Here is a 21,524-nt window from a genome sequence, read left to right as displayed (position 1 = left end):
ACGGCCCGGGCACCATACCGCTGAGGGCGTCCGGGACAACGCCGCAAAGCATGGTAAAGGCGGCTGGCTGTGCAGCCAGCCGCCTTTACCATGCTTTGCCTGCATACCCCGCAGGGGGCCGTTGGGAGGGTCGGGCGAGAGGCTTCCCCTCCTCCCGCCCGACCGGCGAGGTTTCGGGACGTCAGGGGGGCGCCGCCCCGAAACGACGACCGCGGGAGCCTTCCTCACCGGCAGCGAGGAAGCCGCCGCGCACACTCCCAGTGAACACCTTCGAACACATGTTCGTCAACCCTGGCGGAAAGAGCCCCGCAGCGCACGCAGAGTGCACGGCACACCGGCAACCCCGCAGCCCGCACGCCCCGACCGCTTCCCGGACAGCAAGCCCCGCGGCAGGCTAGTGCTTACGTGCGGTGGCAGCGACGATGAGGTCCGCCAACGCGGAACGCGCGTCGTCGGCGATCACGTCGTTCTCCAGGGCCTGCGTCGCATCGGCCACATAGTCGGCGATCCGGGCTTCGCAGGCTTCCAGCGCACCGCTGTCCACGATGACCGAACGCATCCAGGCGATCTCCTCGGCCCCCAGCTCGGGGTCGCCCAGCAGGCGCCGGAACTGCTCGGCGTCGTCCGCTGCCGCCCGGCGCAGCGTCTCTGCCACCAGCACCGTGCGCTTCCCCTCCCTCAGGTCGTCCCCTGCAGGCTTCCCCGTCTCCTCCGGGTCCCCGAACACCCCGAGGACGTCGTCGCGCAGTTGGAAGGCGATCCCCAACGGGATGCCGTAGGCGGTGTAGGCGGGGGCCAGCTCGGCGTACCGTCCCGCCAGCGCTGCACCCAGGTGGAGGGGCTGCTCAATGGTGTACTTGGCCGACTTGAACCGCATCACCCGCAGCGCTGCCTCCACGGTGTCCGCGCCGCGCGCCTGCTCCACCAAGTCCAGGTACTGGCCGGCCACCACCTCGGTGCGCATCAGGTCGAAGGGGCCCCGCCCCGCAGCGAGCGCTTCCGCGGGGAGCGCGCTCGACTGGTACATGTCTTCACACCACGCCAGGCACAGGTCCCCCAGCAGGATCGCCGCGCCCCGGCCGAACTCGTCGGGGTCGCCGTGCCATCCCGACTCCCGGTGCAGGGCGGCGAGCCTGCGGTGCACGGCGGGCTGCCCGCGCCGGGTGTCGCTGTTGTCGATCACATCGTCGTGGATCAGCGCGCACGCCTGGAGCAGCTCCAAGGCTGCCGCGGCCGTGTAGAGGCCGGGCTCCTCTCCCCCGCCCGCGCCGCGCCATCCCCAGTAGCAGAACGCCGGCCGCAGCCGCTTGCCGCCGCTGATCATGGCTTCGAGGGCGGCCAGCACCGGTTCCCACTCCGCGCCGATCTCCAGCAGCAGCGGGCGTCGGCTCGCGACGAAGGCCGCCAGTTCGGCATCGACAAGGGGGCGCACGAAGGCGACGGGAGACAAGTGCGAGGAGCTCATAAGGGCAGGCTACCGATTGTTCCGCCGCCCGTCTTCACCACGACACACCCAAACCCCACCGATATGGTCGATTACAGTGGGAGACATGCTCGGATCACCCACGCCGCGCCCGGCGCCTCGTCCGCGCCGTATCAGCGAACTGTTGGCGCGTAAAGAGCCCACGTTCTCCTTCGAGTTCTTCCCCCCGAAAACGCCCGAGGGGGAGCGCATGCTTTGGCGGGCGATCCGGGAGATCGAGGCCCTACGCCCTTCCTTCGTCTCGGTGACCTACGGTGCGGGCGGCAGCACCCGGGACCGGACCGTGAACGTCACCGAGAAGATCGCCACCAACACCACTCTGCTGCCCGTGGCGCACATCACCGCGGTCAACCACTCGGTGCGGGAGCTCCGCCACCTCATCGGCCGGTTCGCGGCGGCGGGGGTGTGCAACATGCTCGCGCTGCGCGGCGACCCGCCCGGCGACCCGCTGGGCGAATGGGTCAAGCACCCGGAGGGCCTCACCCACGCCGAAGAACTGGTGCGGCTGATCAAGGAGAGCGGTGACTTCTGCGTCGGGGTGGCCGCATTCCCCTACAAGCACCCCCGCTCCCCCGACGTGGAGACCGACACGGACTTCTTCGTCCGCAAATGCCGGGCAGGAGCGGACTACGCGATCACCCAGATGTTCTTCGAAGCCGAGGACTACCTGCGGCTGCGGGACCGGGTCGCGGCCCGGGGCTGCGACGTGCCCATCATCCCTGAGATCATGCCGGTCACGAAGTTCAGCACGATCGCCCGCTCCGAGCAGTTGTCGGGAGCGCCGTTCCCCCGCAGGCTGGCGGAAGAGTTCGAACGGGTCGCCGACGACCCCGAGGCGGTGCGCGCGCTCGGTATCGAGCACGCCACTCGGCTGTGCGAACGGCTCCTCGCCGAAGGGGCGCCGGGCATCCACTTCATCACGTTCAACCGTTCGACGGCGACCCGCGAGGTCTACCACCGGCTCGTGGGCGCCACCCAGCCGGCAGCGGTAGCTGCGCTGCCATGATGGTGAACTCCTGGTCCACTGTGCCCGGGAACCGGAATCCGGTGATCAGATCCACAAACCCTGACGAACGGTAGAGCCCGTGGGCGGGAGTGGCCCCGGTGGGAGTGGACAGCACCGCGGTGCGCTCCCGCCGGGGCTCCAGCAGCCGGTACAGGAGTGCCCGGCCGATCCCGTTGCCCTGCCACTCCGGCAGCACGTGGACTTCGGCGACTTCGAACGAGTCGGCGAACCAGCGGCGCACCCCTTCCGGGTCGATGCGCCCCAGTTCCGCGGTGACCACGTCGTGCCACCACTGCCCGGGGCAGCCGTGGAACCCGTAGGCGAACGCGACCGCGTTGCGCTCCCCGGTCACCGCGACCACGGAATGGAACCGGGGATAGTGGGCGTGCTGGCGCATGATGGCCTGCCGCCCCGGCAGCTGCCGTGGGGGCGGTGCCATGGCAGCCGCGTAGATCTCCATCAGCGCGGGCAGGGCGCGGATGAAGGCTGGCGCGGCCAGTTCCCAGAACTCGATCTCGGTTTCCACACCGCCCCCAGGTGTTCCCGGTCTCTTAGGACGACTCTTGCCCCACGTCAGCCGGTCTTCCCCCGGTGAGGCGGCAGAGTTCCGTAAACGAGGTGGGGAATACCGCGTTGGGGTGGCCTGCGGCGGCCCACACAGTCTCGTAACGCTCCAGCCACTCGTCGACCAGGGTGGGAAGCGGCTTGGGGTGGCCGATCGGAGCGACCCCGCCGATGGGCTGGCCGGTGTGTTTCCGGACGAACTGCGGGGTGGCGCGGACGACCTCCGCTGCGTCGAGGAGGGCGGCGACTTTGCCGGTGTCGACCCGGTGGGCGCCGCTGGTGAGGACGAGTACCGGGTGGAGCGTATCGGGGGAGGTGTCCGCCGAGTCGTAGCGCGCGGCGAAAACAAGGCTGTTGGCGATCGCGCCGATCTCGCAGCCCAACTGTGCCGCGGCGTCCGCGGCGGTCCGGGCAGAGTCCGGCAGCTCTTTGACGGTGCCGGAAGCGCCGTGGGCAGCGAGCAGTTCGGCGACAGCGCGAACATTGGGGTGCATGGCGCGATCCTAGGACATAGCCCCCGGGTTGTGCTCAGCTTCCGGCAGGCGTGCGGGCATCCCGCGCGTGTGGGGGATTCCCGGTGCCGGGGCCGCGTTGCGCGGGGCGGTACCGGCACGTTTCGCGCGCGGTCCGGCGCGCCGGTCAGTGCACGTCCGGGACTGTTTGCCGAAGATAAACACTATGGGTGAGGATCTGAGAGCGGAACGTGTTATCGCGACGACTGGGGCGACCGGAGCCGTCGGCGGCAAAGTAGCCGCCCAGTTGGCACGGCTGGGCCTTGCGCAGCGGCTCATTGTCCGTGACCTCAACCGCGCCCCCGAACTCCCGAAGTCGAGCGCGGTCCTGGCCGCCTACGAGGATCCTGCCGCTTTCGGCCGCGCAGTCCGCGGCGCCGAGGTGCTGTTCCTCGTCGCCGCGGACCACGCGGAGAACCGCGAGGAACTCCACCGGGCCGTCATCGACGCGGCCGTGGCCGAAGGGGTGCGCCACATCGTCTACCTGTCGTTCCTCAACGCGAGCGCCGCCGCGACCTGCGTCCTCGGCCGGGAGCACTACGCCACCGAGGAGTACCTGCGCACCACCGGGGTGGTCTACACCTTCCTGCGGCCCAGCCTGTACCTGGACCTCCTGCCCGAGTGGATCGGCGAGGACGGCACGATCCGCGGCCCGGCCGGGGAAGGCACCGTGGCGTGGGTGTCGCGGGACGATGTCGCCGACGTCGCCGCCGCTGTGCTGCGCGCCCCGGAAGAGCACGTCAACCGCATCTACAACGTGACCGGTCCGGAAGCCGTCTCGCTGGGGCAGACCGCGACCCGCCTGTCCACGCTCACCGGACGCACCATCGTCTACGTTCCGCAAACCCCGGAGGAGGCCATCGACTTCCTCTCCTCGCAGGGGTTGACCGCCCGGGAAATCGCGGAGCGGGTGAGCGCCTGCACGGCGATCGCCGCCGGGGAACTCAGCACCGCCAACCGCACCGTACTGCGGCTGACCGGCCACCCTGCCCGCTCCCTCGAGGGCTACCTGCGGAAGAATCCGAGCGCGCTGTCCCACGCGCCGCTCTTCAGCGGCTCCGGTAGCGCGCTCGGCCCCCGCTGAGCGCCCTTTCCGGCCCGCCCGGGCGGGGGCGGGCCGCGGTCAGGCTGCGGCCGCTGCCACGAGGCGGCGTTTGAGCTCCGCCGCCGCCGCACGCGGGTCTTCGGCTTCGGTGATGGCGCGGACCACGACAGCCCGGCGGGCGCCCGCGGCCAGCACCTGGTCCAGGTTGTCCTCGTTGATCCCGCCGATCGCGAACCAGGGGCGCTGCGGGTGCAGGGCGGCGACCCGCGCCACCTCGTCGAGCCCGGCAGCGGGCCGTCCCGGTTTGGTCGGGGTCGCCCACACCGGGCCGATACAGAAGTAGTCGACGCCTTCTTCCCGGTCGGCGGCCGCAGACAGCTCCGCCGCGTTGGTGGAGCGGCCGATCAGCGGCCGGTCCCCGAGGATCGCGCGGGCGTAGCGCACGGGCAGGTCCCGCTGTCCCAGGTGCAGCACGTCGGCGTTGACGGCGTGGGCTATGTCGGCCCGGTCGTTGACCGCGAGCAGCGCCCCGTGGCGGTCGCACGCCTCACGCACGACTTCCAGCGCGGCGAGCTCGTCCCGCGCGTCCAGGGTCTTGTCGCGCAGTTGCACGATGTCCACGCCCCCGGCGAGCGCCGCATCAAGGAACTCGGCCAGGTCGCCTCGGTCGGCGCGGGCGTCCGTGCACAGGTAGAGCCGGGCGGATTCCAACCGCTTTCGCAGAGTCTCGTCCACGGCTCCCACCCTAGATCGTCGCCGAGCGCCTGTCCCGCGGGGCGGGTGCAGCGTACCCGGCGACGGGGTGTCTTACAGCAGCATCGCCTGGGCGCGGCGGCGCACCTCGGTGCCGCGGTTGCCGCGGATCGCATCGAGCGGAGTGCCGGGCAGGCTGTCGTCTGCGGTGAACATCCAGCGCAGCGCCTCCTCCGGAGAGAAACCGCTGTCCGCGAGCACGGTGAGGGTGCCTTGGAGGCCTTTGAGGATGGTGCCGTTGGTGATGAACGCCGCGGGAATCGCCAGTTCTCCGCCGCGGACCACGCCGAGGAGCCGGTGGTTGCGGATCATCTGCCGGACCTGGTTCTGGCTCACACCGAGGGCCGCGGCCGCTTCCTGGAGAGTGAGCCACTCTCCGACGAGCGCGTCGAGGTCGCGATCGATCTGTGTCACGGTCCCAATCTTCCACATCTGGCGCGCGCCGAATCCTCTCGACCGACCGTGATCGCTTTAGGCGTACATGTCGGACCTTTGGCTTCCCCAGTCACGGGCGACCTAGAATGCGGACGAAAGCGAAAACCCGCGGGAGCCGGGGCGGAACCCGGCTGAGAGGGAGGCTGTCCGCCTCCGACCGCAGAACCTGATCCGGGTCATACCGGCGAAGGGAGTGGCGCGCCGTGCAGTTGCGCTCAGCCCCGGACGCCCTTGTCGTTGGGGGCGGACTTATTGGCCTGGTCACCGCATGGCGTGCTGCCCGCCTCGGGATGCGGGTGACCGTCGTGTCCGCGGAGAAGGCGGGCGCCGCGTCCGGGGTGGCGGCGGGCATGCTGACCCCCGCAACCGAAGCGGTGTTCGGGGAAGAGTCGCTGATCCGTCTGGGGCTGCGGTCCCAGCAGCGCTACCCCGATTTCATCGCCGAGCTCGCAGAAGACACCGACGTCGACCCGGGCTACCGCACCGAAGGCACCCTGCAGGTGGGGTTCGACCCGGACGACATGGCCACGCTCGCGGAACTGCAGCAGCTACGCGACCGTCTCGGTATCCGCACCGAACGGCTCACCTCACGCGAATGCCGCCGGCTCGAGCCGATGCTGGCTCCCACTGTGCGGGGCGGCTTCCTGGCCCCTGACGACCACTCGGTGGATCCGCGCCGCCTGTCTGAGGCGCTGCGTGCCGCCGCCGCTGCCCGCGGCGCACTGTTCGTCGCCGGGCACGTCCGGGAGGTGGTCGGGGGCGAGGACGCCGTGCGCGGCGTCGTGCTGGACAGCGGCGACACTCTCGACGCGGGCCAGGTGGTGCTCGCCGCGGGCGTGTGGAGCTCCGACATTGTCGGACTGCCCGAGGGAGTGGTGCCCCCGCTGCGCCCGGTCAAGGGGCAGCTGCTGCGGCTGCGCACCCCCGTGGGCGCCGAGCCGCTGGTGACCCGCACCGTGCGCGGCTTGGTCACCGGCTCCCCCGTCTACCTGGTGCCGCGGGCCGATGGCGAGGTGATCCTGGGGGCCACCCAGGAGGAGATGGGCTTCGACACCCGGTTGACCGTCGGCGGGGTCTGGGAGATGCTCCGCGACGCGCGCGAGCTCGTACCCGGGGTCACGGAACTGGAGATCGTCGAAACGTGCGTGGGGCTGCGCCCCGGGCCGCCGGACAACGAGCCGCTGCTGGGACCCACCCGTGTGCGCGGGCTGCACCTTGCGGTCGGCCACTACCGCCACGGGGTGCTGCTGGCCCCGGTGACCGGAGATGTCATGGCCGAAGTCTTGAGTACGGGGCGGCTGCCCGACTATGCGAGCCATCTCGCCGCAGACCGCTTCCTTCCCTCATCCTCACCATCGAAAGGGGTTGAAACATCGTGAACGCGATCATCAACGGTGAGCCGCGTCAGCTCGCTCCGGACACCACGGTGGCCGACGTGGTGCGCTCCCTGACCCGGGCGGAGTCGGGCGTGGCTGTGGCGGTCAACGACGAGGTGGTGCCCAAGACCGACTGGGCGCGCACCGTGGTCTCCCCCGACGACCGGGTGGACGTGCTCACCGCTGTGCAGGGGGGCTGACTTGACCGACGCTGCGACCGGGACGACCCGCGCCGACACCTTCGAGGACCCGTTGGTGATCGCCGGGGAGAAGTTCCATTCCCGGCTCATCATGGGCACCGGGGGTGCTCCGTCGCTGCACGTGCTGGCGGACGCGCTGCGTGCCTCCGGCACCGAGATGACCACTGTGGCGATGCGCCGGGTTGACCCGAACGCCCAAGGGTCGGTCTGGGATGTGCTCCGGGAAACCGGGGTCCGCCCGCTGCCCAACACGGCAGGCTGCTTCACCGCGGTCGACGCGCTGCGCACTGCGCGGCTGGGGCGTGAAGCGTTGGAGACCAACTGGGTGAAGCTGGAGGTGGTCGCCGACGAGCGCACCCTCCTTCCTGACCCGGTGGAGACGCTGGACGCCGCAGAACGGCTGGTGGACGAGGGGTTCGTCGTCCTCGCCTACACCAACGACGACCCGGTGCTGGCCCGCCGGCTGGCGCAGGTGGGGTGTGCCGCGGTGATGCCGTTAGGGGCGCCGATCGGTTCGGGGATGGGCATCCGCAACCCGCACAACATCGAACTGATCGTCGAAGAGCTGGACGTCCCTGTGATTTTGGACGCGGGCATCGGCACCGCAAGCGATGCGGCACTCGCCATGGAACTGGGCTGCGACGCGGTGCTGTTGGCAACCGCGGTCACTCGGGCCCAGGATCCGGTGCTGATGGCGCACGCGATGCGGGAGGCGGTGTCGGCTGGTCGGCGGGCCCGGCTGGCCGGGCGGATCCCGATCCGCCGCTACGCGCACGCCTCCTCCCCGCCGCGCGAGGGCTGAAACCCGGGGCGGGACCGTGGTCCCGCCCCGGGTTTCTTTACTGCTGCGTGCCGAAACCGTGGTGAGACCGTCAGTTTCCGCTTTCCCCCGTAAACTTCCCCTCGTGGACATGACGGCTGCGGACGCGCTAGTGGGAACGACCCTCGCCCATCGGTACCGGGTCGAATCGAAGATCGCCAACGGCGGTATGGCGACTGTCTTCCTCGCTCACGATCTCCGGCTGGACCGCCGTGTCGCGCTGAAGGTGATGCATGCCAACCTGGCGCGCGACCCGCAGTTCGTCCAACGGTTCATCAACGAGGCGCTCGCGGTCGCCAAGCTGTCGCACCCCAACGTGGTCCAGGTCTACGACCAGGGCAGCGACCAGGGGCACGTGTACTTGGCGATGGAGTACGTGGCGGGCCAGACGCTGCGCGCCGCGTTGAAGGCGCGAACCCGGTTCTCCCCCGCCGAGGCGCTGCGCATCATGGTGCCGATCCTCGCCGGGCTGGGCGCCGCCCACCAGGCGGGCATGGTGCACCGGGACATGAAACCGGAGAACGTCCTCATCACCCACGACGGCCAGATCAAGGTGGCCGACTTCGGGCTGGCCCGGGCCGCGGAGGCCAGCCAGCAGGGGCTGACCAAGACCGGCACGCTCATGGGGACCGCCGCCTACCTGTCCCCGGAGCAGATCACGCACAGCACCGCGGATGCCCGCAGCGACGTCTACGCGTGCGGCATCATGCTCTACGAGCTGCTCACCGGCCGCCAGCCGCACACCGGTGACTCTCCGATCGCCGTGGCCTACCAGCACGTCAACGAGGACGTCCCCCGCCCGTCCCGGGTGGTGCCGGGGATTCCCCCGGAAGTGGACTCGCTGGTGGTGCGCGCCACGGAACGCGACCCCGCCTACCGGCTCGCCAACGCCGGCCAGTTCCTTGCCGCGGTCTTCGCCGCGCAGAAAGCGTTGGACGAGCAGCCGTCCGCCGCGGTGACCTCTGTGATGGAGATGGCGCCCGCCCCTGCCGGGGACACGGCGGAAGACTCGGACAACGCCACCCGCACCCTGCAGGGGGTCGAGCTTCCCCCCGTGGAGTACGACGACTACGAGGACGACCGGCCGCCGCGGCCGAGTCTCCGCACGCCGCTGCTGGTCGCCACCGTGCTGCTGCTGGTCGTGGCGGTCGGGTTCGGCTGGTGGATGGTGGACGGCCGCTATGAGACGGTTCCCGACCTGGTCGGCGTAGAAAGCGACGAGGCCCGCCGGGACCTGCGCATGCTGGGTTTCCGCGTGCAGACCGCGGAAGAGCCCGCCTACAGCGACGAGGCGCCGCCCGGTACGGTCGCTGCCACCGACCCGGAGGCTGGGAGCAGGCTGCTGCCGGACACGCTCGTCACCCTCATCCTGTCGGCGGGGCCGCAGTATGTGGAGATGCCCGACGTCGAAGGTGCTTCGGTGGCGGAGGCCCGGGACGCCCTCAAAGAGGTGGGGCTGACCGACATCGTGGAAGACGAGATCACCTCGTTTGACAACCCTCCGGGCACGGTGATCACCACCAAGCCGGCCCCGGGCGAGAAGGCCAACCGCGAGGAGAGCGTGACGCTGACGATCAGCGCCGGGTTCCCCATGCCCAACGTGGTCGGCCAGAAGGTGGACGATGCGCGCCGCCTGCTGGAGTCCAGCGACTTGGAGGTGACGGTCGTCGAGGAGCACCACGACGAGGTCCCCGAAGGCCATGTCATCTCCCAGGAGCCGGAGGCGGAGACCACCGTGGGGGCGGGGCAGAGCGTCACCCTCACCGTCTCGTCCGGTCCGGAACTGGTGGAGGTTCCCGACATCCGCGGGTGGAAGGTGGACAAGGCCCGCAAGGAGCTGGAGGAGCGGGGCTTCGAGGTCACCGTGCACCAGGTGATCGGCAACCGGGTCGGCGACTACAACCCCAAGGGCGAGGCGCCGAAGGGCTCCACGATCGAGATCTGGACGTCCCCCTTCGGCCGGGAGCGGGATCGGGACCGGGGCAGGGAGGACCGGCTCTGGATCGGGCTGGACTGAGCGGGCCCGCTCAGTCCAGCGGCGGCCCGTCCCCGGGGTCCTCCTGGTAGGAGTAGCGCTGCTCCAGCCACGGGTTGGCGAGGTTGTGGTAGCCGCGCTCCTCCCAGAAGCCGCGCCGGTCCGCGGTGAGGTATTCGATGGCGCGCACCCATTTCACGCTCTTCCAGCCGTAGCGGTGGGGGACGACGAGCCGCACCGGGTATCCGTGCTGGGGTTCCAGCGGCTTGCCGTCGCGGTGGGTGGCGAGGATGACGTCGGGACGCCGGAAGTCGTCGAGGGGCAGGTTGGCGCTGTAGCCGTACTCTGCCCAGACCATGACGTGGGTGGCGTCCTCGGCGGGGGGTGCGAGTTTCAGCACGGTGGAGGCGGCCACCCCGCGCCACCGCACGTCGAGCTTGGTGAATCTGGTCACACAGTGGAAGTCGGTGACCACGTCGACGCGCGGCAGGGTCTGGAACTCGGTCCAGTCCCACCGGTACTGCGTCCCGTCCGCTGTGGCTCCGTAGACCTGCAGATCCCAGCGGTGCGGGCGGAATTTCGGTACCGGGCCGTAGTGCACAGCAGGCCATTCGTTCGGCACGTACTGCCCTGGCGGCAGCCGTCGCTCAGACAATCGTTCTTCTCCCGATACTCATCCCAGGACCATCTTTTCAGGTGCCCGTGCGCGCGCTCCTACCCCCGTGGGCTTCAGCGGCGGCGGCGCGGTGCGCTATAGTCGCTGCCATGCAGCGGTACTTTTGGCGCTTTTACGGCTACCGGCCCACGGGCCCGGTCGCCCAACGAGCGCTGCGCTGACACGGACGACTTGGAAGCCCTGGGCCGAACGGTCCAGGGCTTTTCTGTTTTTCTGTCCAGGTCACCGCTGCTCCCACACTCTCCACAGCACCTGGTAAGGACAGCGTTCAATGGTCATCGTTATGGCGCCCGACGCCCCTTCCGACACCATCGACTCCATCGTTGACCTCGTCGCCTCGGTGGGTGGTGAGGCCTACGTGACCCGGGGGGTGAGCCGGACCATCATCGGCCTGGTAGGCGACGTGGAACGGTTCGAGACGCTTAATCTGCGTGCCCTCCCCGGCGTCGCCGACATCCTGCGCATCTCCACTCCCTACAAGCTGGTCAGCCGGGAAAACACGACTGAGCGGTCGGTCGTGCAGGTTGCTGGGGTACCGATCGGCGGCGACCATATGACACTCATCGCCGGTCCCTGCGCGGTGGAAACCCCGGAGCAGACTTTGGAAGCGGCGCTGATGGCGAAGCGTGCGGGTGCCGCGCTGCTGCGCGGCGGCGCCTACAAGCCGCGGACCTCCCCCTACGCGTTCCAGGGCCTGGGCGAGACCGGTCTGAAGATCCTGTCGGATGTGCGTGCGGAGACCGGCCTGCCGATTGTGACCGAAGTGGTGGACGCCTCCGACGTGGAGCTGGTCGCCTCCTACGCCGACATGCTGCAGATCGGCACCCGCAACATGCAGAACTTCGCGCTGCTGCAAGCCGTGGGCGACGCGGGCAAGCCGGTGCTGCTCAAACGCGGGATGAGCAGCACGATCGAGGAGTGGCTGATGGCCGCCGAGTACATTGCGCAGCGCGGCAACTTGAACATCGTGCTGTGCGAGCGCGGCATCCGCACGTTCGAGAAAGCGACCCGTAACACGCTGGACGTGAGCGCGGTCGCCGTGGCGCAGCGGCTGTCGCACCTGCCCGTGGTGGTGGACCCGTCGCATTCGGGCGGCAAGCGGGAACTGGTGCTGCCGCTGTCGCGTGCGGCGATCGCGGTGGGCGCGGACGGCCTCATCGTCGACGTGCACCCTGCTCCGGAGACGGCACTGTGCGACGGGCCGCAGGCGCTCACGCACGCAGACTTGGCCGAGCTGGCGCACGTGGTGACGGCGCTGCCGCCGCTCGTGGGCCGCACGCTCACGCCCAGCGTGGCGCAGGTGGGCGCCGGCGTGTAACCGGACCCGCGCCCGTCGCGGCCGGGTGCGGCGGGCGCGGAAGGTCCGGTCAGGCTGCGGTGTTCTCCTCCTCGCCCAGGAAGCTGGGGCGGTGCAGTTGCACGTTGCTGGCCAGGTGTTCGGCGAGTTCTTCAACGTCCAGTCGCTTCTCGATCTGCCGCAGATCGGCGATCTTGGCCGCAGTCTCCACCTGCCGCGGGGTGAGCATGGTGCAGCAGTCCTCGTCGGGCAGCTCGGAAATGGTGAGCGTGCCGATGGCGCGGGCCTGGTCCATGATCTCGGTCTTGTCCATGCCGATCAGCGGACGCAGGATCGGCAGGTCCACAGCGTCGTCCAGGGCGGTGATGTTGGCCAGGGTCTGGCTGGACACTTGGCCGAGGGCGTCCCCGGTGACCAGCGCGCTGGCGTTGAGCCGGTCGGCAAGGGCTTCCGCGGTTTTGAGCATGAGGCGCCGCTGGGCGACGATCTGCAGCCGTTCCGCGCCGGAGTTGCGGAGCTGCTGCTGGGCCTTGCCGAACGGCACCACGTACAGCCGGGAGCCGTTCTGGAAGCGGTCGAGCTGCCGGACCAGGCTGTACGCCTTGTAGATGGACTCCGGTCCGGTGAACGGCATGCCGGAGAAGTGCAGGAAGTCGAGCCGGAGCCCGCGGCGCATCATGCGGTAGGCCGCGACCGGGGAGTCGATCCCGCCGGACAGCAGGACCAGGCCGCGTCCACTCATGCCTACCGGGAGGCCGCCCTGGCCGGGGATGCCGTCGGTGAAGACGAACACCTCGTCTTTGTCGACCTCGATCTGGACCGTGTGGTCGGGCTGGGAGAGGTTGACGGTCAGGTGGGGGTAGGCGCGTTTGATCGCGGCGCCCACGTGCCCGGCCAGCTCCGAGGAGATCATGGGGAAACGCTTGTCCCGGCGGCGGGCCCGCACCGCGAAAGAGCCGGAGCGGTCGGCCATGGCCTGCACCGCGACCTGGGTGACGGTGTCCACGTCTTTGGCGACCCGGCGCACCAGGTGCACCCACACGATCCCCATGACGTTGCGCATGCGCTCGGCCAGCTGGGCCACTTCGAGGTCGGAGGCACCGGGCATGCGCAGCATGATGATGCCTTTGCGCTGGGAGAGCCGGAATTCGGGCAGGCCTTTAGCGGCGGCGCGGATGTTGTTCTGCAGACGGCGCTCGAACAGGTGCCGGTTGCTGCCCTTGAGCACGATCTCCCCGAGCTTCAGGAGCACACACAGCTCGCCCAGCTCCTGCGCGGCTGTCCCGACCGCGCCGTCCGCACGCGCGTCGACGGTGGTGGAGTCGAGCGAGGCGGACATGGCAATACCTCCGGTGGTTGCGAGTCGGATGGGATCAGTGCAGAGAAAACTGCTTACCTCCCAGTATCAACCAGGGACGCAAGCGTTTTGTTCTCTTCACGCGGACACGACCGCGGCTCCCAGCATTCTCCGCTGGGAGCCGCGAGAAATCCTACGGGAATTTAGCCGAAGAAGACTTCGGCTTCCTCGTACCGCTCGACCGGGACAGTCTTGAGCTGGTCGGTGGCTTCGGACAGGTCAACGCGGACGATTTCGGTGCCGCGCAGGGCGACCATCTTGCCGAAGTCCTTGTCGTGGACCGCGGTGATGGCGTGCAGGCCCAGCCGGGTGGCCAGCACCCGGTCGAAGGCGGACGGCGTACCGCCGCGCTGCACGTGGCCCAGGACCACCGAGCGGGCTTCCTTGCCGGTGCGCGCCTCGATCTCTTCGGCGAGGCGCTGGCCGATGCCGCCGAGGCGGACGTGGCCGAAGGAGTCGCGTTCCGCGCTGGCCAGGGTGAGCTGGCCCTCCTTCGGGTGGGCGCCCTCGGCGACCACGATGATCGGCGCGTAGTTGGTCTTGAAGCGGCTTTCGATGTAGGCGACGACCTCGTCGATGTCGAATGGGCGCTCGGGGATCAGGATGACGTTGGCGCCGGCCGCCATGCCCGCGTGCAGCGCAATCCAGCCCGCGTGGCGGCCCATGACCTCGACGACCAGGGCACGGTGGTGCGACTCGGCGGTGGTGTGCAGGCGGTCGATGGCCTCGGTCGCGATGTTGACCGCAGTGTCGAAGCCGAAGGTGTAGTCGGTGGCGTTGAGGTCGTTGTCGATGGTCTTGGGCACACCGACCACGTTGACACCGTGGTCGTGGAGCTGGCGCGCGACGCCGAGGGTGTCCTCACCGCCGATTGCGACGAGCGCGTCCACCCCGAGCGCGGCCATGTTGTCCTTGACCCGCTCGACACCGCCCTCGATCTTCATGAGGTTGGTGCGCGAGGAGCCGAGGATGGTACCGCCGCGCGGGAGGATGCCGCGGACCGCCTCGATGTCCAGCGGCATGGTGTCGCCTTCCAGGGGGCCGCGCCACCCGTCACGGAATCCGACGAACTCGTATCCGTATTCCTTGATGCCCTTACGGACCACCGCACGGATGACCGCGTTCAGGCCCGGGCAGTCGCCACCCCCGGTCAGTACCCCGACTCGCATTTGCGTGTACTCCTTGAATCGTCTGGAATCCCGTGTGCCACGGGAGTCACGAAAACGACCGCTCCCGGCCGGGGCGATGCCCCGCGGGCGCGGAACGCACACGGCAGGACCGCGTTCTCACGCAGCAACCATCGTATGGTCTAGACCATAGCGCTCGCGAGAGTCGAGGCCAACTCGCGCGTCCGTCCGTTCGTCCCGTGGCTTTTCCCGCGCGGGTCACTACCCGTGATCGGTCTTCCAAACGACCAGGTTGCGCCGTAGTTTCTGTCCGGCGCAGCCCGGCAGCGTGAGCGGAATCACGGCTGTGCGGACTCCGTTTTCTTCTTCCGCTTGCGTTCCGCCTTGCGGCGGGCGCGTTCCCGCCGCTTCGCTTCCCGTCGGGCGCGCCGCTGCTCCTTGCGGGACTGCTGCTCCTCTTTCTTCTCCTGCTGGGCGGCGGCCGCCAGCTCGGCTTTCACTGTCTGGGCGTAGCGGTCCACGTACTCCTGCCCGGACAGTTCCATGAGGGCGTACATGATCTCGTCGGTGATCGCCCGCAGCACCCGCGGATCCTTCTCCAGCCCGTAGTAGCGGGAGAAGTCCATGGGCTTGCCGAATTTGACGATGGGCCGGATACCGAGCCGCGGAATGATCTTGCCGGGCGGCATGATCTTGTCCGCGTTAATCATCGCCATCGGGATGACCGGGACTTTTGCTTCCAACGCGAGCCTGGCCACCCCGGTGCGCCCCCGGTACAGCCTGCCGTCTGGGGAGCGGGTGCCCTCAGGGTAGATGCCCAGCAGCTTGCCCTGCTCCAGCACGCGCAGTCCGGTGCGGAGCGCCGCCTCGCTCGCCTTGCCTCCGGACCGGTCGATGGGGATCTGGCCTACGCCGGTGAAGAAGAGGCGACTGAGAAAGCCTTTGATCCCTTTTCCGGTGAAATATTCGGCTTTAGCGAGAAAGGTGATCTTCCGGGGCAGCGGTAGCGGACCGAAGAAATGGTCCGAGAAGGACAGGTGGTTGCCCACCAAAATGGCAGGCCCGTGGCGAGGGACGTTCTCCACTCCGTAGGCACGCGGCTGCCACAGCACCGCGAGCACCGGTCCGAGAGTTGCCTTGAGCACCCAGTAGAACACGGTTCACCTCTGCCTATGCGGGAGTGCCCGTCCGGCACGGCCATAGTCGTTCTCCCGCTGCCACTGACAATCGTGGTCATCTTCCCATCTGGTGGGGGACACCGCCAAAGCCACCATGGCGCCACGGACGAAGAGGACTACCGAGTGCCGCGGCGCTCGGCTAGTTTCGTAATTCCAGTGTTCCCCCCGCTGGCCGTCTCACCGCCTGGAAGGGTCTGCAATGCCGTTGTTCGCGGAAGCTGCGCTGTGCCGGAAGACCAGCACCACCCGGTGCTATGGATCTCCCCGGAGCCCGCGGCCGGCGTGCCCCACACCACGGCCAGCACCCAGAGCAGCCGTCCCACCCTGTGAGCTGTTCCCCGCTGCCCCGCCCTGGCCGCCACGGGAAGCGCAGGCCGCCGCGCTGCCTGACAGCCTGTCCTGGACGGTTCCCGGAGCACTGGCGGTGCTCCCGCTCCGGGAGCGCTGCGTATCCTTCACACCGAGGACGGTCCATGCCGCGGTTCCTTCCTGCGGACGCGGCACGGGGACCGCCGTCGACGGCTGGGGCGCTTCTGTGCGCGCCGCCGGACGCGGGGAAGGGGCCGGACATGACTGAGCGCCGCGGCAATGGTCTGCTTGCTGACTCCTACGTCCCGCTGCTCCTGCTCACCCCCGCGCTCGCCGACACGATGCTCGAAGCGCTCGGCCGGGCCGGGATCGCCGCCTACGCGGTCACCGTGGGCCCCGCGGCGGAGTCCGCGGACACGGAGGCCACGGACCGCTTGTACGTGGACGCTAAGGAGCGCGCGGCCGCGGTGGCGGTGCTGCGCGCCGAACTTCCGGAGCTCGCCGACCGTGTCACGGAGGGTGCGGACCAGGCGGAGGACGCGGAGCCGTCCCCGAACGCCGACACAGACCCGGACGAGGTCTGGGCGGATCTCGTGGCGCGGTACTACACCTCCGATGCTTCCGAGTCCACCTGGCCTGAGATAGAGAACGTCTCCGACCGCCCCGAACCGGAGGATCCGGACGACGCCGAGGACCACGTGCTGCCGCCTCGGCCGTTCCACCCCCCGGTGGGGGAGCCCGCCGACGTCGACGACAGCGACCAGGAGCGTTACGTCCCTCCTCCCCCGCCGCCGCTGCCCCGTGGGGACCTGGTCGGCAGGCTCGCCTGGGCCGGTCTGCTGGGCGGGCCCGTCCTGCTGCTGGTCATCACCCTGCTGGGCATGGCGGTGCCCGGCTGGCTGGTGCTGGTGGCGCTGTGCTCGTTCGTGACGGGGTTTGTCGTGCTGCTGATCCGCATGGGCGACCAGCCCTCCGGTCCGGACGACGGGGCGGTGGTCTAGGCCCGCGGCCCGAGTCGCTGTCCGGGTGGGCAGCCCGCGGGCAGGCGGACTATTCCTCGCCCGGTAAGGCGATCTCCGCGAGGACCGGAAGGTGGTCGCTGGCTGCGACGAGGTCGCGGCGGGCCGGTGCCGCGGGGATTCCTGCGGCGCGCACGGTAAGACGCCGGTCGACGAAGATCGTGTCGATCCGGCTGCGGGGCCGCCAGGACGGGAAGGTCGGCTCTCCGCCTTCCGGGCCGTGGGCGCCCGCGTCCACCAGGTGGGTGGCGAGCATCTGCCAGGCTGGCCCGTCGGGCCGCTCGTTGACGTCGACGGCCAGCACCGCGGGGGCGGGCTGCATTCCCAGGAAGGCGAGGAGCTGGGCGGCGTGCGCGTACCGGGCCCGCGCCTGCAGGTCGAGGTGGCTGACGGCCACGGCGATGCGGCGGCGGCCCCGGCGGATCAGCGCGATGGCCAAGGCGCGCTGGTGCAGCCGGGGATAGCGGTGCAGCAGGCGGTGGCTGCAGTGGTCGACTGCGAGGGTGGGGGCGGTGAGGATTTCCAGGCCGCCGGGGCGGCGGCCCACCGCGAGGCGGAGACCACAGCGGCGGGCCAGCCACCGTCGTTTGGTCTGCCACAGCAGGTGCCGGGGAGCTTCCTGCAGGCAGACCACATCAGGGCGGCACGACCGGATGACCCGCGCGACGGCCAGGGGATCGTCGCGTAGGGACCGGATGTTGTAGGACAGCACGCGCAGCACAGCGGCCATATCCGGCGGCTACCCCGCCTGGCGCGCCTCTCCCATGCTCTTTTCGGTTAGCAGCGCACGAGGTCGGCCGCACCCACGATGCCCGCCGCCGACCCGAGTTCCGCGATCCGGATGTCGGCGAGGGTCCGCACCTGGCGGCCGGTGACGTTGCGCGCGAAAGAGTCGCGGATCGGGCCGAGCAGGATTTCTCCGGCTTCGCAGACCCCGCCGCCGATGACGAACCGTTCCGGGTCGAGGATCGCGGCGAGGTCGGCTAGCCCTTGCCCCACCCAGGTGCCGAGGGTGGTGAAGCATTCCAGCGCGGCAGCGTCGCCTTCGAGGGCGGCCTGGGTGATGTGGTGCCCTTGGAGGCGTTCCGGGTCGCCGTCCGCGAAGTCGAGGAGCCGCTTGGCGCGCCGGGGGTCGGTGCGGGCCAGCTCGCGCGCTTCAGCGACGAGGGCGCGTCCGCTGGCGTACTTCTCCCAGCAGCCCCGGTTGCCGCAGCCGCACAGGCGCCCGTCCGGGACTACGCGGTAGTGGCCGATTTCCGCGCCCACCCCGTAGCGGCCTCTGAACAGTTGCCCGTTGAGGATGATGCCGCCCCCGATCCCGGTGCCTAGGGTGACGCACACCACATGGTCGACGCCGCGGCCTGCGCCGAACCGTGCTTCGCCCCACGCCGCCGCATTGGCGTCGTTCTCGATGATGACGGGAAGGTCGATCCGGCGCCGGATGCGGTCGCGCAGTGGTTCTTTGCACAGGTCCAGGTTGGGGGCAAAGATGACGGTGGAACGATTCTCGTCGACGAACCCGGCGATACCCACGCCGACTCCGCCGATGGCGCCGGCGGGGTAATGTCCCGCGAGTTCGTCAACGGTGTCGCAGACCACATCGGCGAGGGCGTCGCCGTCGGCGGGAGTGGGGTGCTTGACCCTCGTCAGGATCCGGCCGTCAACATCGACAACGCCGGCGGCCACCTTGGTGCCACCGATGTCCACGCCGATCGTCAACCGCATGGTCGGCTCCCTTTCACCTCATGCCCGAGCTCACGTCCGAGTGCCCTGGGACTCGCCGAATGGAGTAAACCATTGGATTAAACCAGTGTCGACGATCGGCCTGGCCGGTCGACCCTTGCGCTGACGGGTCTATTGTTCCCCGTCAGCGGGAGTTCCGGCGGCGCCGTTCCCGGGACGGGACCGCAGCGAACGCTCCACCGCGGACAGACTACGACTCATAGCGTCGAACATCAGCGCGCCCGCGGCGCTCAGGTGGCGGCCGATTTCGGGCAGGGTTTCGCGCGCGATGTCGAGCACCTGGTCGGTCAGCGGGGCCTCCGGCTCTGTCTCCTGCCGGATCGCCTCTGCCCATACATCATCGCTGCGCGGCGGCGGAGAGGCGGCGTTCTGGACTTGCCGCCGGATGGCGGCGGTGAGCAGCCTGCGCTGCACGGCGTCCACGAGGCGCAGCGCTTCGTCGATGATCTCGCTCGGATCCTGGTTGCGGTGGGAACTGGCCATGGTCATCCGTCTGTCGCTCGGTTGCCTCTTCTCACCGTAACCGTCTGCTGCGGTACTGTCTGCGCCAGATTGCCAACCGCGCACTGTTGATCCGAGTTCCACGATATGCCCCGAAACCTCCCCTCGCAGGCGAGGTGCGCCATACTTACCTCGCCGGACCCGGCTCACTGGCACGCGCGGTCACGGACAGTACAACGGTCCAGTTCGGGGCGTGGCAGCCGGATCACCATCCGGTACCAAATAGGCACAAATGCTACCAACCAGTAGCGTAAATTGTTACCGTCGTCACACTCTCTTGCCATGCCCGCACAACATCAGGAGCTGAACAGTGCGTGAGTACACCACCCCCGCGGTAAAGGAACTTGACCCGGATACACGACTCACTGACACCGTCTTCACCCGTGCGGCTCAGGAACCCAACGCCGTGATGTTCCGGCGGCTCGTGGACGGTGCGTGGCGAGACGTGACCTGCGCTGAATTCCACCGCGACGTCATGGGCGTGGCCAAGGCGCTCATCGCCGCCGGGATCAACCACGGCGACCGGGTAGCGCTCATGTCGCGGACCCGCTACGAGTGGACCGTCATCGACTACGCCATCTGGACCATCGGCGGAGTGACCGTCCCCATCTTCGACACCTCCTCCGAAGAGCAGGTCGAGTGGATCCTCCGCGACTCGGGAAGCACGCTCGCCTTCGTGGAGAACGACGAGCACGCGGAACGAGTCCGGGCTGTCTCCGCACAACTCCTGGAACCCGACCGCATCGTGCAGATCGAAAGCGACAGCTTCCCCGCTTTCGTCGCCACCGGCGCGGACGTGGCTGACTCGGTGGTGGAGGAGCGCCGCGCCGCCACCGGCCTCGACGACCTCGCCACCCTGATCTACACCTCGGGCACCACCGGCCGTCCCAAAGGCTGCGAGCTCACCCAGCGCAACCTGGCCTTCGACGTCATGAGCGTCAACAGCGGCCCCATGAAGGACGTCTTCACCATGGAGGGGCGCTCCACCCTCCTGTTCCTCCCGCTGGCGCACTCGCTGGCCCGCATCATCCAGGTCGGCTGCGTGGAGACGAAGACCGTCATGGGCCACTTCCCCTCCACCGGCCCGGACCTGCTGGACGCGCTCGCTTCGTTCCGCCCCATGTTCCTGCTTGCCGTGCCCCGCGTGTTCGAGAAGGTCTACAACAAGGCTGAGCAGAAGGCCATCGCCAGTGGCAAGGGCGACATCTTCCGGAAGGCCGCGGAGACCGCCATCGCCTACAGCAAGGCGCTGGACACCGGGAAGGTGAGCCTGGGGCTGCGTCTCAAGCGCGCCGTGTTCAGCCTGCTCGTCTACCGCAAGATCCTGGCTGCGGTGGGCGGGCAGGCCAAGTACGCCGTCTCCGGTGGTTCCGCCCTGGGTGAGCGGCTCGGCCACTTCTTCCGCGGGATCGGCCTGACCGTCCTGGAAGGCTACGGTCTGACCGAGACGTCCGCCCCCACCACCGCGAATGCCCCCGACACCAACAAGATCGGCACGGTGGGCCGCCCCATCCCCGGCACGTCGATCCGGATCGCCGACGACGGGGAGATCCTCGTCAAGGGCGACAACGTGATGCGCGGCTACTGGAACAACCCGAAGGCGACGAAGGAGGCGTTCACCGAGGACGGCTGGTACCGCAGCGGCGACATCGGCGAACTCGACGAGGAAGGCTTCCTGCGGATCACCGGGCGGAAGAAGGAGATCATCGTCACCGCAGGCGGGAAGAACGTCGCCCCCGCGGTCATCGAGGACCGGATCCGCAGCCACGCGATCGTCAGCCAGTGCATGGTCGTCGGCGACAACCGCAAGTTCGTCGCCGCGCTCATCACCATCGACCCGGAAGCCTTCGAGTTCTGGAAGAAGCAGCACAACAAGACCGGCACCATCGCCGAGCTGGTGGACGACCCCGACCTGCGGGCCACCGTGCAGAAGGCGGTGGACGACGGCAACAAGGCGGTCTCCCGGGCCGAGTCGGTACGGAAGTTCGCCATCCTGCCGGTGGACTTCAGCGAGGCTGAAGGCCACATGACCGCGTCGCTGAAACTCAAGCGGCACGTCATCGAAAAGCAGTTCAGCGCGGAGATCGAGGCGCTCTACGCCGAGTGACCGGGCCTCTCCGGCACGGAATGAACCAGGGCTCCCGCCGC

21 protein-coding genes and 1 riboswitch are annotated in these 21,524 nt (G+C 69.2%); of the genes, 9 read left to right on the top strand and 12 right to left on the bottom strand.

What is annotated here, in order from left to right; all coding sequences use genetic code 11:
- Positions 1-394: 394 nt before the first annotated feature.
- The gene (locus tag TFU_RS05250; protein WP_011291498.1) at positions 395-1,465 is read right to left on the bottom strand and encodes a polyprenyl synthetase family protein; all 1,071 of its coding nucleotides are present in this window, start codon (positions 1,463-1,465) and stop codon (positions 395-397) included.
- An 85-nt stretch (positions 1,466-1,550) separates the two neighbouring features.
- Between TFU_RS05250 and metF the strand changes: the two genes are divergently transcribed.
- A complete protein-coding gene (gene metF, locus TFU_RS05245; protein WP_011291497.1) occupies positions 1,551-2,489 on the top strand; it encodes a methylenetetrahydrofolate reductase [NAD(P)H] in 939 nt (312 codons plus the stop codon).
- On the opposite strand, the gene TFU_RS05240 is transcribed toward metF, so the two are convergent.
- Positions 2,407-3,015 (bottom strand): GNAT family N-acetyltransferase, encoded by a 609-nt coding sequence (locus TFU_RS05240; protein ID WP_011291496.1) that lies wholly within the window; start codon positions 3,013-3,015, stop codon positions 2,407-2,409. The genes metF and TFU_RS05240 overlap by 83 nt on opposite strands.
- A 25-nt stretch (positions 3,016-3,040) precedes the next feature.
- Positions 3,041-3,547 (bottom strand): YbaK/EbsC family protein, encoded by a 507-nt coding sequence (locus TFU_RS05235; protein WP_011291495.1) that lies wholly within the window; start codon positions 3,545-3,547, stop codon positions 3,041-3,043.
- Between the two features lie 184 nt (positions 3,548-3,731).
- On the opposite strand from TFU_RS05235, the gene TFU_RS05230 reads away from it, so the two are divergent.
- Positions 3,732-4,649, top strand: coding sequence for an SDR family oxidoreductase (locus TFU_RS05230; RefSeq protein ID WP_041427834.1), 918 nt, complete (start codon positions 3,732-3,734; stop codon positions 4,647-4,649).
- A 39-nt stretch (positions 4,650-4,688) separates the two neighbouring features.
- Here the strand turns inward: TFU_RS05230 and thiE are convergent, their stop codons facing one another.
- Both thiE and TFU_RS05220 read right to left on the bottom strand, forming a co-directional pair.
- Entirely contained in the window at positions 4,689-5,345 is a 657-nt protein-coding gene (gene thiE / locus TFU_RS05225) for a thiamine phosphate synthase (RefSeq protein ID WP_011291493.1), read from the bottom strand.
- A gap of 72 nt (positions 5,346-5,417) precedes the next feature.
- Positions 5,418-5,777 carry an Rv2175c family DNA-binding protein gene (locus tag TFU_RS05220; protein ID WP_016188470.1) on the bottom strand — a complete coding sequence of 120 codons (360 nt, stop codon included), beginning with the start codon at positions 5,775-5,777 and terminating at the stop codon, positions 5,418-5,420.
- A 119-nt stretch (positions 5,778-5,896) separates the two neighbouring features.
- Positions 5,897-6,009, top strand: a riboswitch (TPP riboswitch).
- Here TFU_RS05220 and thiO point away from each other — a divergent pair.
- The 4 genes from thiO to pknB all read left to right on the top strand — a co-directional run bounded on the left by thiO (position 6,002) and on the right by pknB (position 10,211).
- The gene (gene thiO, locus TFU_RS05215) at positions 6,002-7,177 is read left to right on the top strand and encodes a glycine oxidase ThiO (protein WP_011291491.1); all 1,176 of its coding nucleotides are present in this window, start codon (positions 6,002-6,004) and stop codon (positions 7,175-7,177) included. Its footprint overlaps the riboswitch before it by 8 nt.
- Positions 7,174-7,374, top strand: coding sequence for a sulfur carrier protein ThiS (gene thiS / locus TFU_RS05210; protein ID WP_011291490.1), 201 nt, complete (start codon positions 7,174-7,176; stop codon positions 7,372-7,374). Before thiO ends, thiS begins: the two co-directional genes overlap by 4 nt.
- Position 7,375: 1 nt before the next feature.
- A complete protein-coding gene (locus TFU_RS05205) occupies positions 7,376-8,176 on the top strand; it encodes a thiazole synthase (protein ID WP_011291489.1) in 801 nt (266 codons plus the stop codon).
- Positions 8,177-8,279: 103 nt separating this feature from the next.
- The gene (pknB, locus tag TFU_RS05200) at positions 8,280-10,211 is read left to right on the top strand and encodes a Stk1 family PASTA domain-containing Ser/Thr kinase (RefSeq protein WP_041427829.1); all 1,932 of its coding nucleotides are present in this window, start codon (positions 8,280-8,282) and stop codon (positions 10,209-10,211) included.
- Positions 10,212-10,221: 10 nt separating this feature from the next.
- Here pknB and TFU_RS05195 read toward each other — a convergent pair whose 3' ends face one another.
- Positions 10,222-10,824: a sulfite oxidase-like oxidoreductase gene (locus TFU_RS05195; RefSeq protein ID WP_011291487.1), complete on the bottom strand. Its 603-nt coding sequence runs from the start codon at positions 10,822-10,824 to the stop codon at positions 10,222-10,224.
- Positions 10,825-11,116: 292 nt separating this feature from the next.
- Here TFU_RS05195 and aroF point away from each other — a divergent pair, with 292 nt between their 5' ends.
- On the top strand, positions 11,117-12,163 hold the full coding sequence (gene aroF / locus TFU_RS05190) for a 3-deoxy-7-phosphoheptulonate synthase (protein ID WP_011291486.1): 1,047 nt from the start codon (positions 11,117-11,119) through the stop codon (positions 12,161-12,163).
- A 49-nt stretch (positions 12,164-12,212) separates the two neighbouring features.
- Here aroF and thiI read toward each other — a convergent pair whose 3' ends face one another.
- From thiI to TFU_RS05175, 3 genes are all read right to left on the bottom strand, one after another.
- Positions 12,213-13,481 carry a tRNA uracil 4-sulfurtransferase ThiI gene (thiI, locus tag TFU_RS05185; RefSeq protein ID WP_011291485.1) on the bottom strand — a complete coding sequence of 423 codons (1,269 nt, stop codon included), beginning with the start codon at positions 13,479-13,481 and terminating at the stop codon, positions 12,213-12,215.
- 161 nt (positions 13,482-13,642) lie between these two features.
- Positions 13,643-14,668: a 6-phosphofructokinase gene (locus TFU_RS05180; RefSeq protein WP_011291484.1), complete on the bottom strand. Its 1,026-nt coding sequence runs from the start codon at positions 14,666-14,668 to the stop codon at positions 13,643-13,645.
- 296 nt (positions 14,669-14,964) lie between these two features.
- On the bottom strand, positions 14,965-15,783 hold the full coding sequence (locus TFU_RS05175) for a lysophospholipid acyltransferase family protein (protein WP_011291483.1): 819 nt from the start codon (positions 15,781-15,783) through the stop codon (positions 14,965-14,967).
- Between the two features lie 590 nt (positions 15,784-16,373).
- Here TFU_RS05175 and TFU_RS05170 point away from each other — a divergent pair.
- Entirely contained in the window at positions 16,374-17,114 is a 741-nt protein-coding gene (locus tag TFU_RS05170; protein ID WP_041427825.1) for a hypothetical protein, read from the top strand.
- Between the two features lie 49 nt (positions 17,115-17,163).
- Here the strand turns inward: TFU_RS05170 and TFU_RS05165 are convergent, their stop codons facing one another.
- The 3 genes from TFU_RS05165 to TFU_RS05155 all read right to left on the bottom strand — a co-directional run bounded on the left by TFU_RS05165 (position 17,164) and on the right by TFU_RS05155 (position 19,358).
- Positions 17,164-17,862, bottom strand: a complete 699-nt coding sequence (locus tag TFU_RS05165) for an endonuclease/exonuclease/phosphatase family protein (RefSeq protein WP_011291481.1) — start codon at positions 17,860-17,862, stop codon at positions 17,164-17,166.
- A gap of 47 nt (positions 17,863-17,909) precedes the next feature.
- Positions 17,910-18,857 carry an ROK family glucokinase gene (locus TFU_RS05160; protein ID WP_011291480.1) on the bottom strand — a complete coding sequence of 316 codons (948 nt, stop codon included), beginning with the start codon at positions 18,855-18,857 and terminating at the stop codon, positions 17,910-17,912.
- Between the two features lie 129 nt (positions 18,858-18,986).
- Entirely contained in the window at positions 18,987-19,358 is a 372-nt protein-coding gene (locus TFU_RS05155; RefSeq protein ID WP_152436233.1) for a hypothetical protein, read from the bottom strand.
- A gap of 328 nt (positions 19,359-19,686) precedes the next feature.
- On the opposite strand from TFU_RS05155, the gene TFU_RS05150 reads away from it, so the two are divergent.
- The gene (locus TFU_RS05150) at positions 19,687-21,483 is read left to right on the top strand and encodes an AMP-dependent synthetase/ligase (protein ID WP_011291478.1); all 1,797 of its coding nucleotides are present in this window, start codon (positions 19,687-19,689) and stop codon (positions 21,481-21,483) included.
- Positions 21,484-21,524 lie beyond the last annotated feature (41 nt).

Source organism: Thermobifida fusca YX, from assembly GCF_000012405.1.
GTDB classification, from domain to species: Bacteria; Actinomycetota; Actinomycetes; order Streptosporangiales; family Streptosporangiaceae; genus Thermobifida; species Thermobifida fusca.
This window is presented reverse-complemented; position numbering and strand designations above follow the sequence as displayed.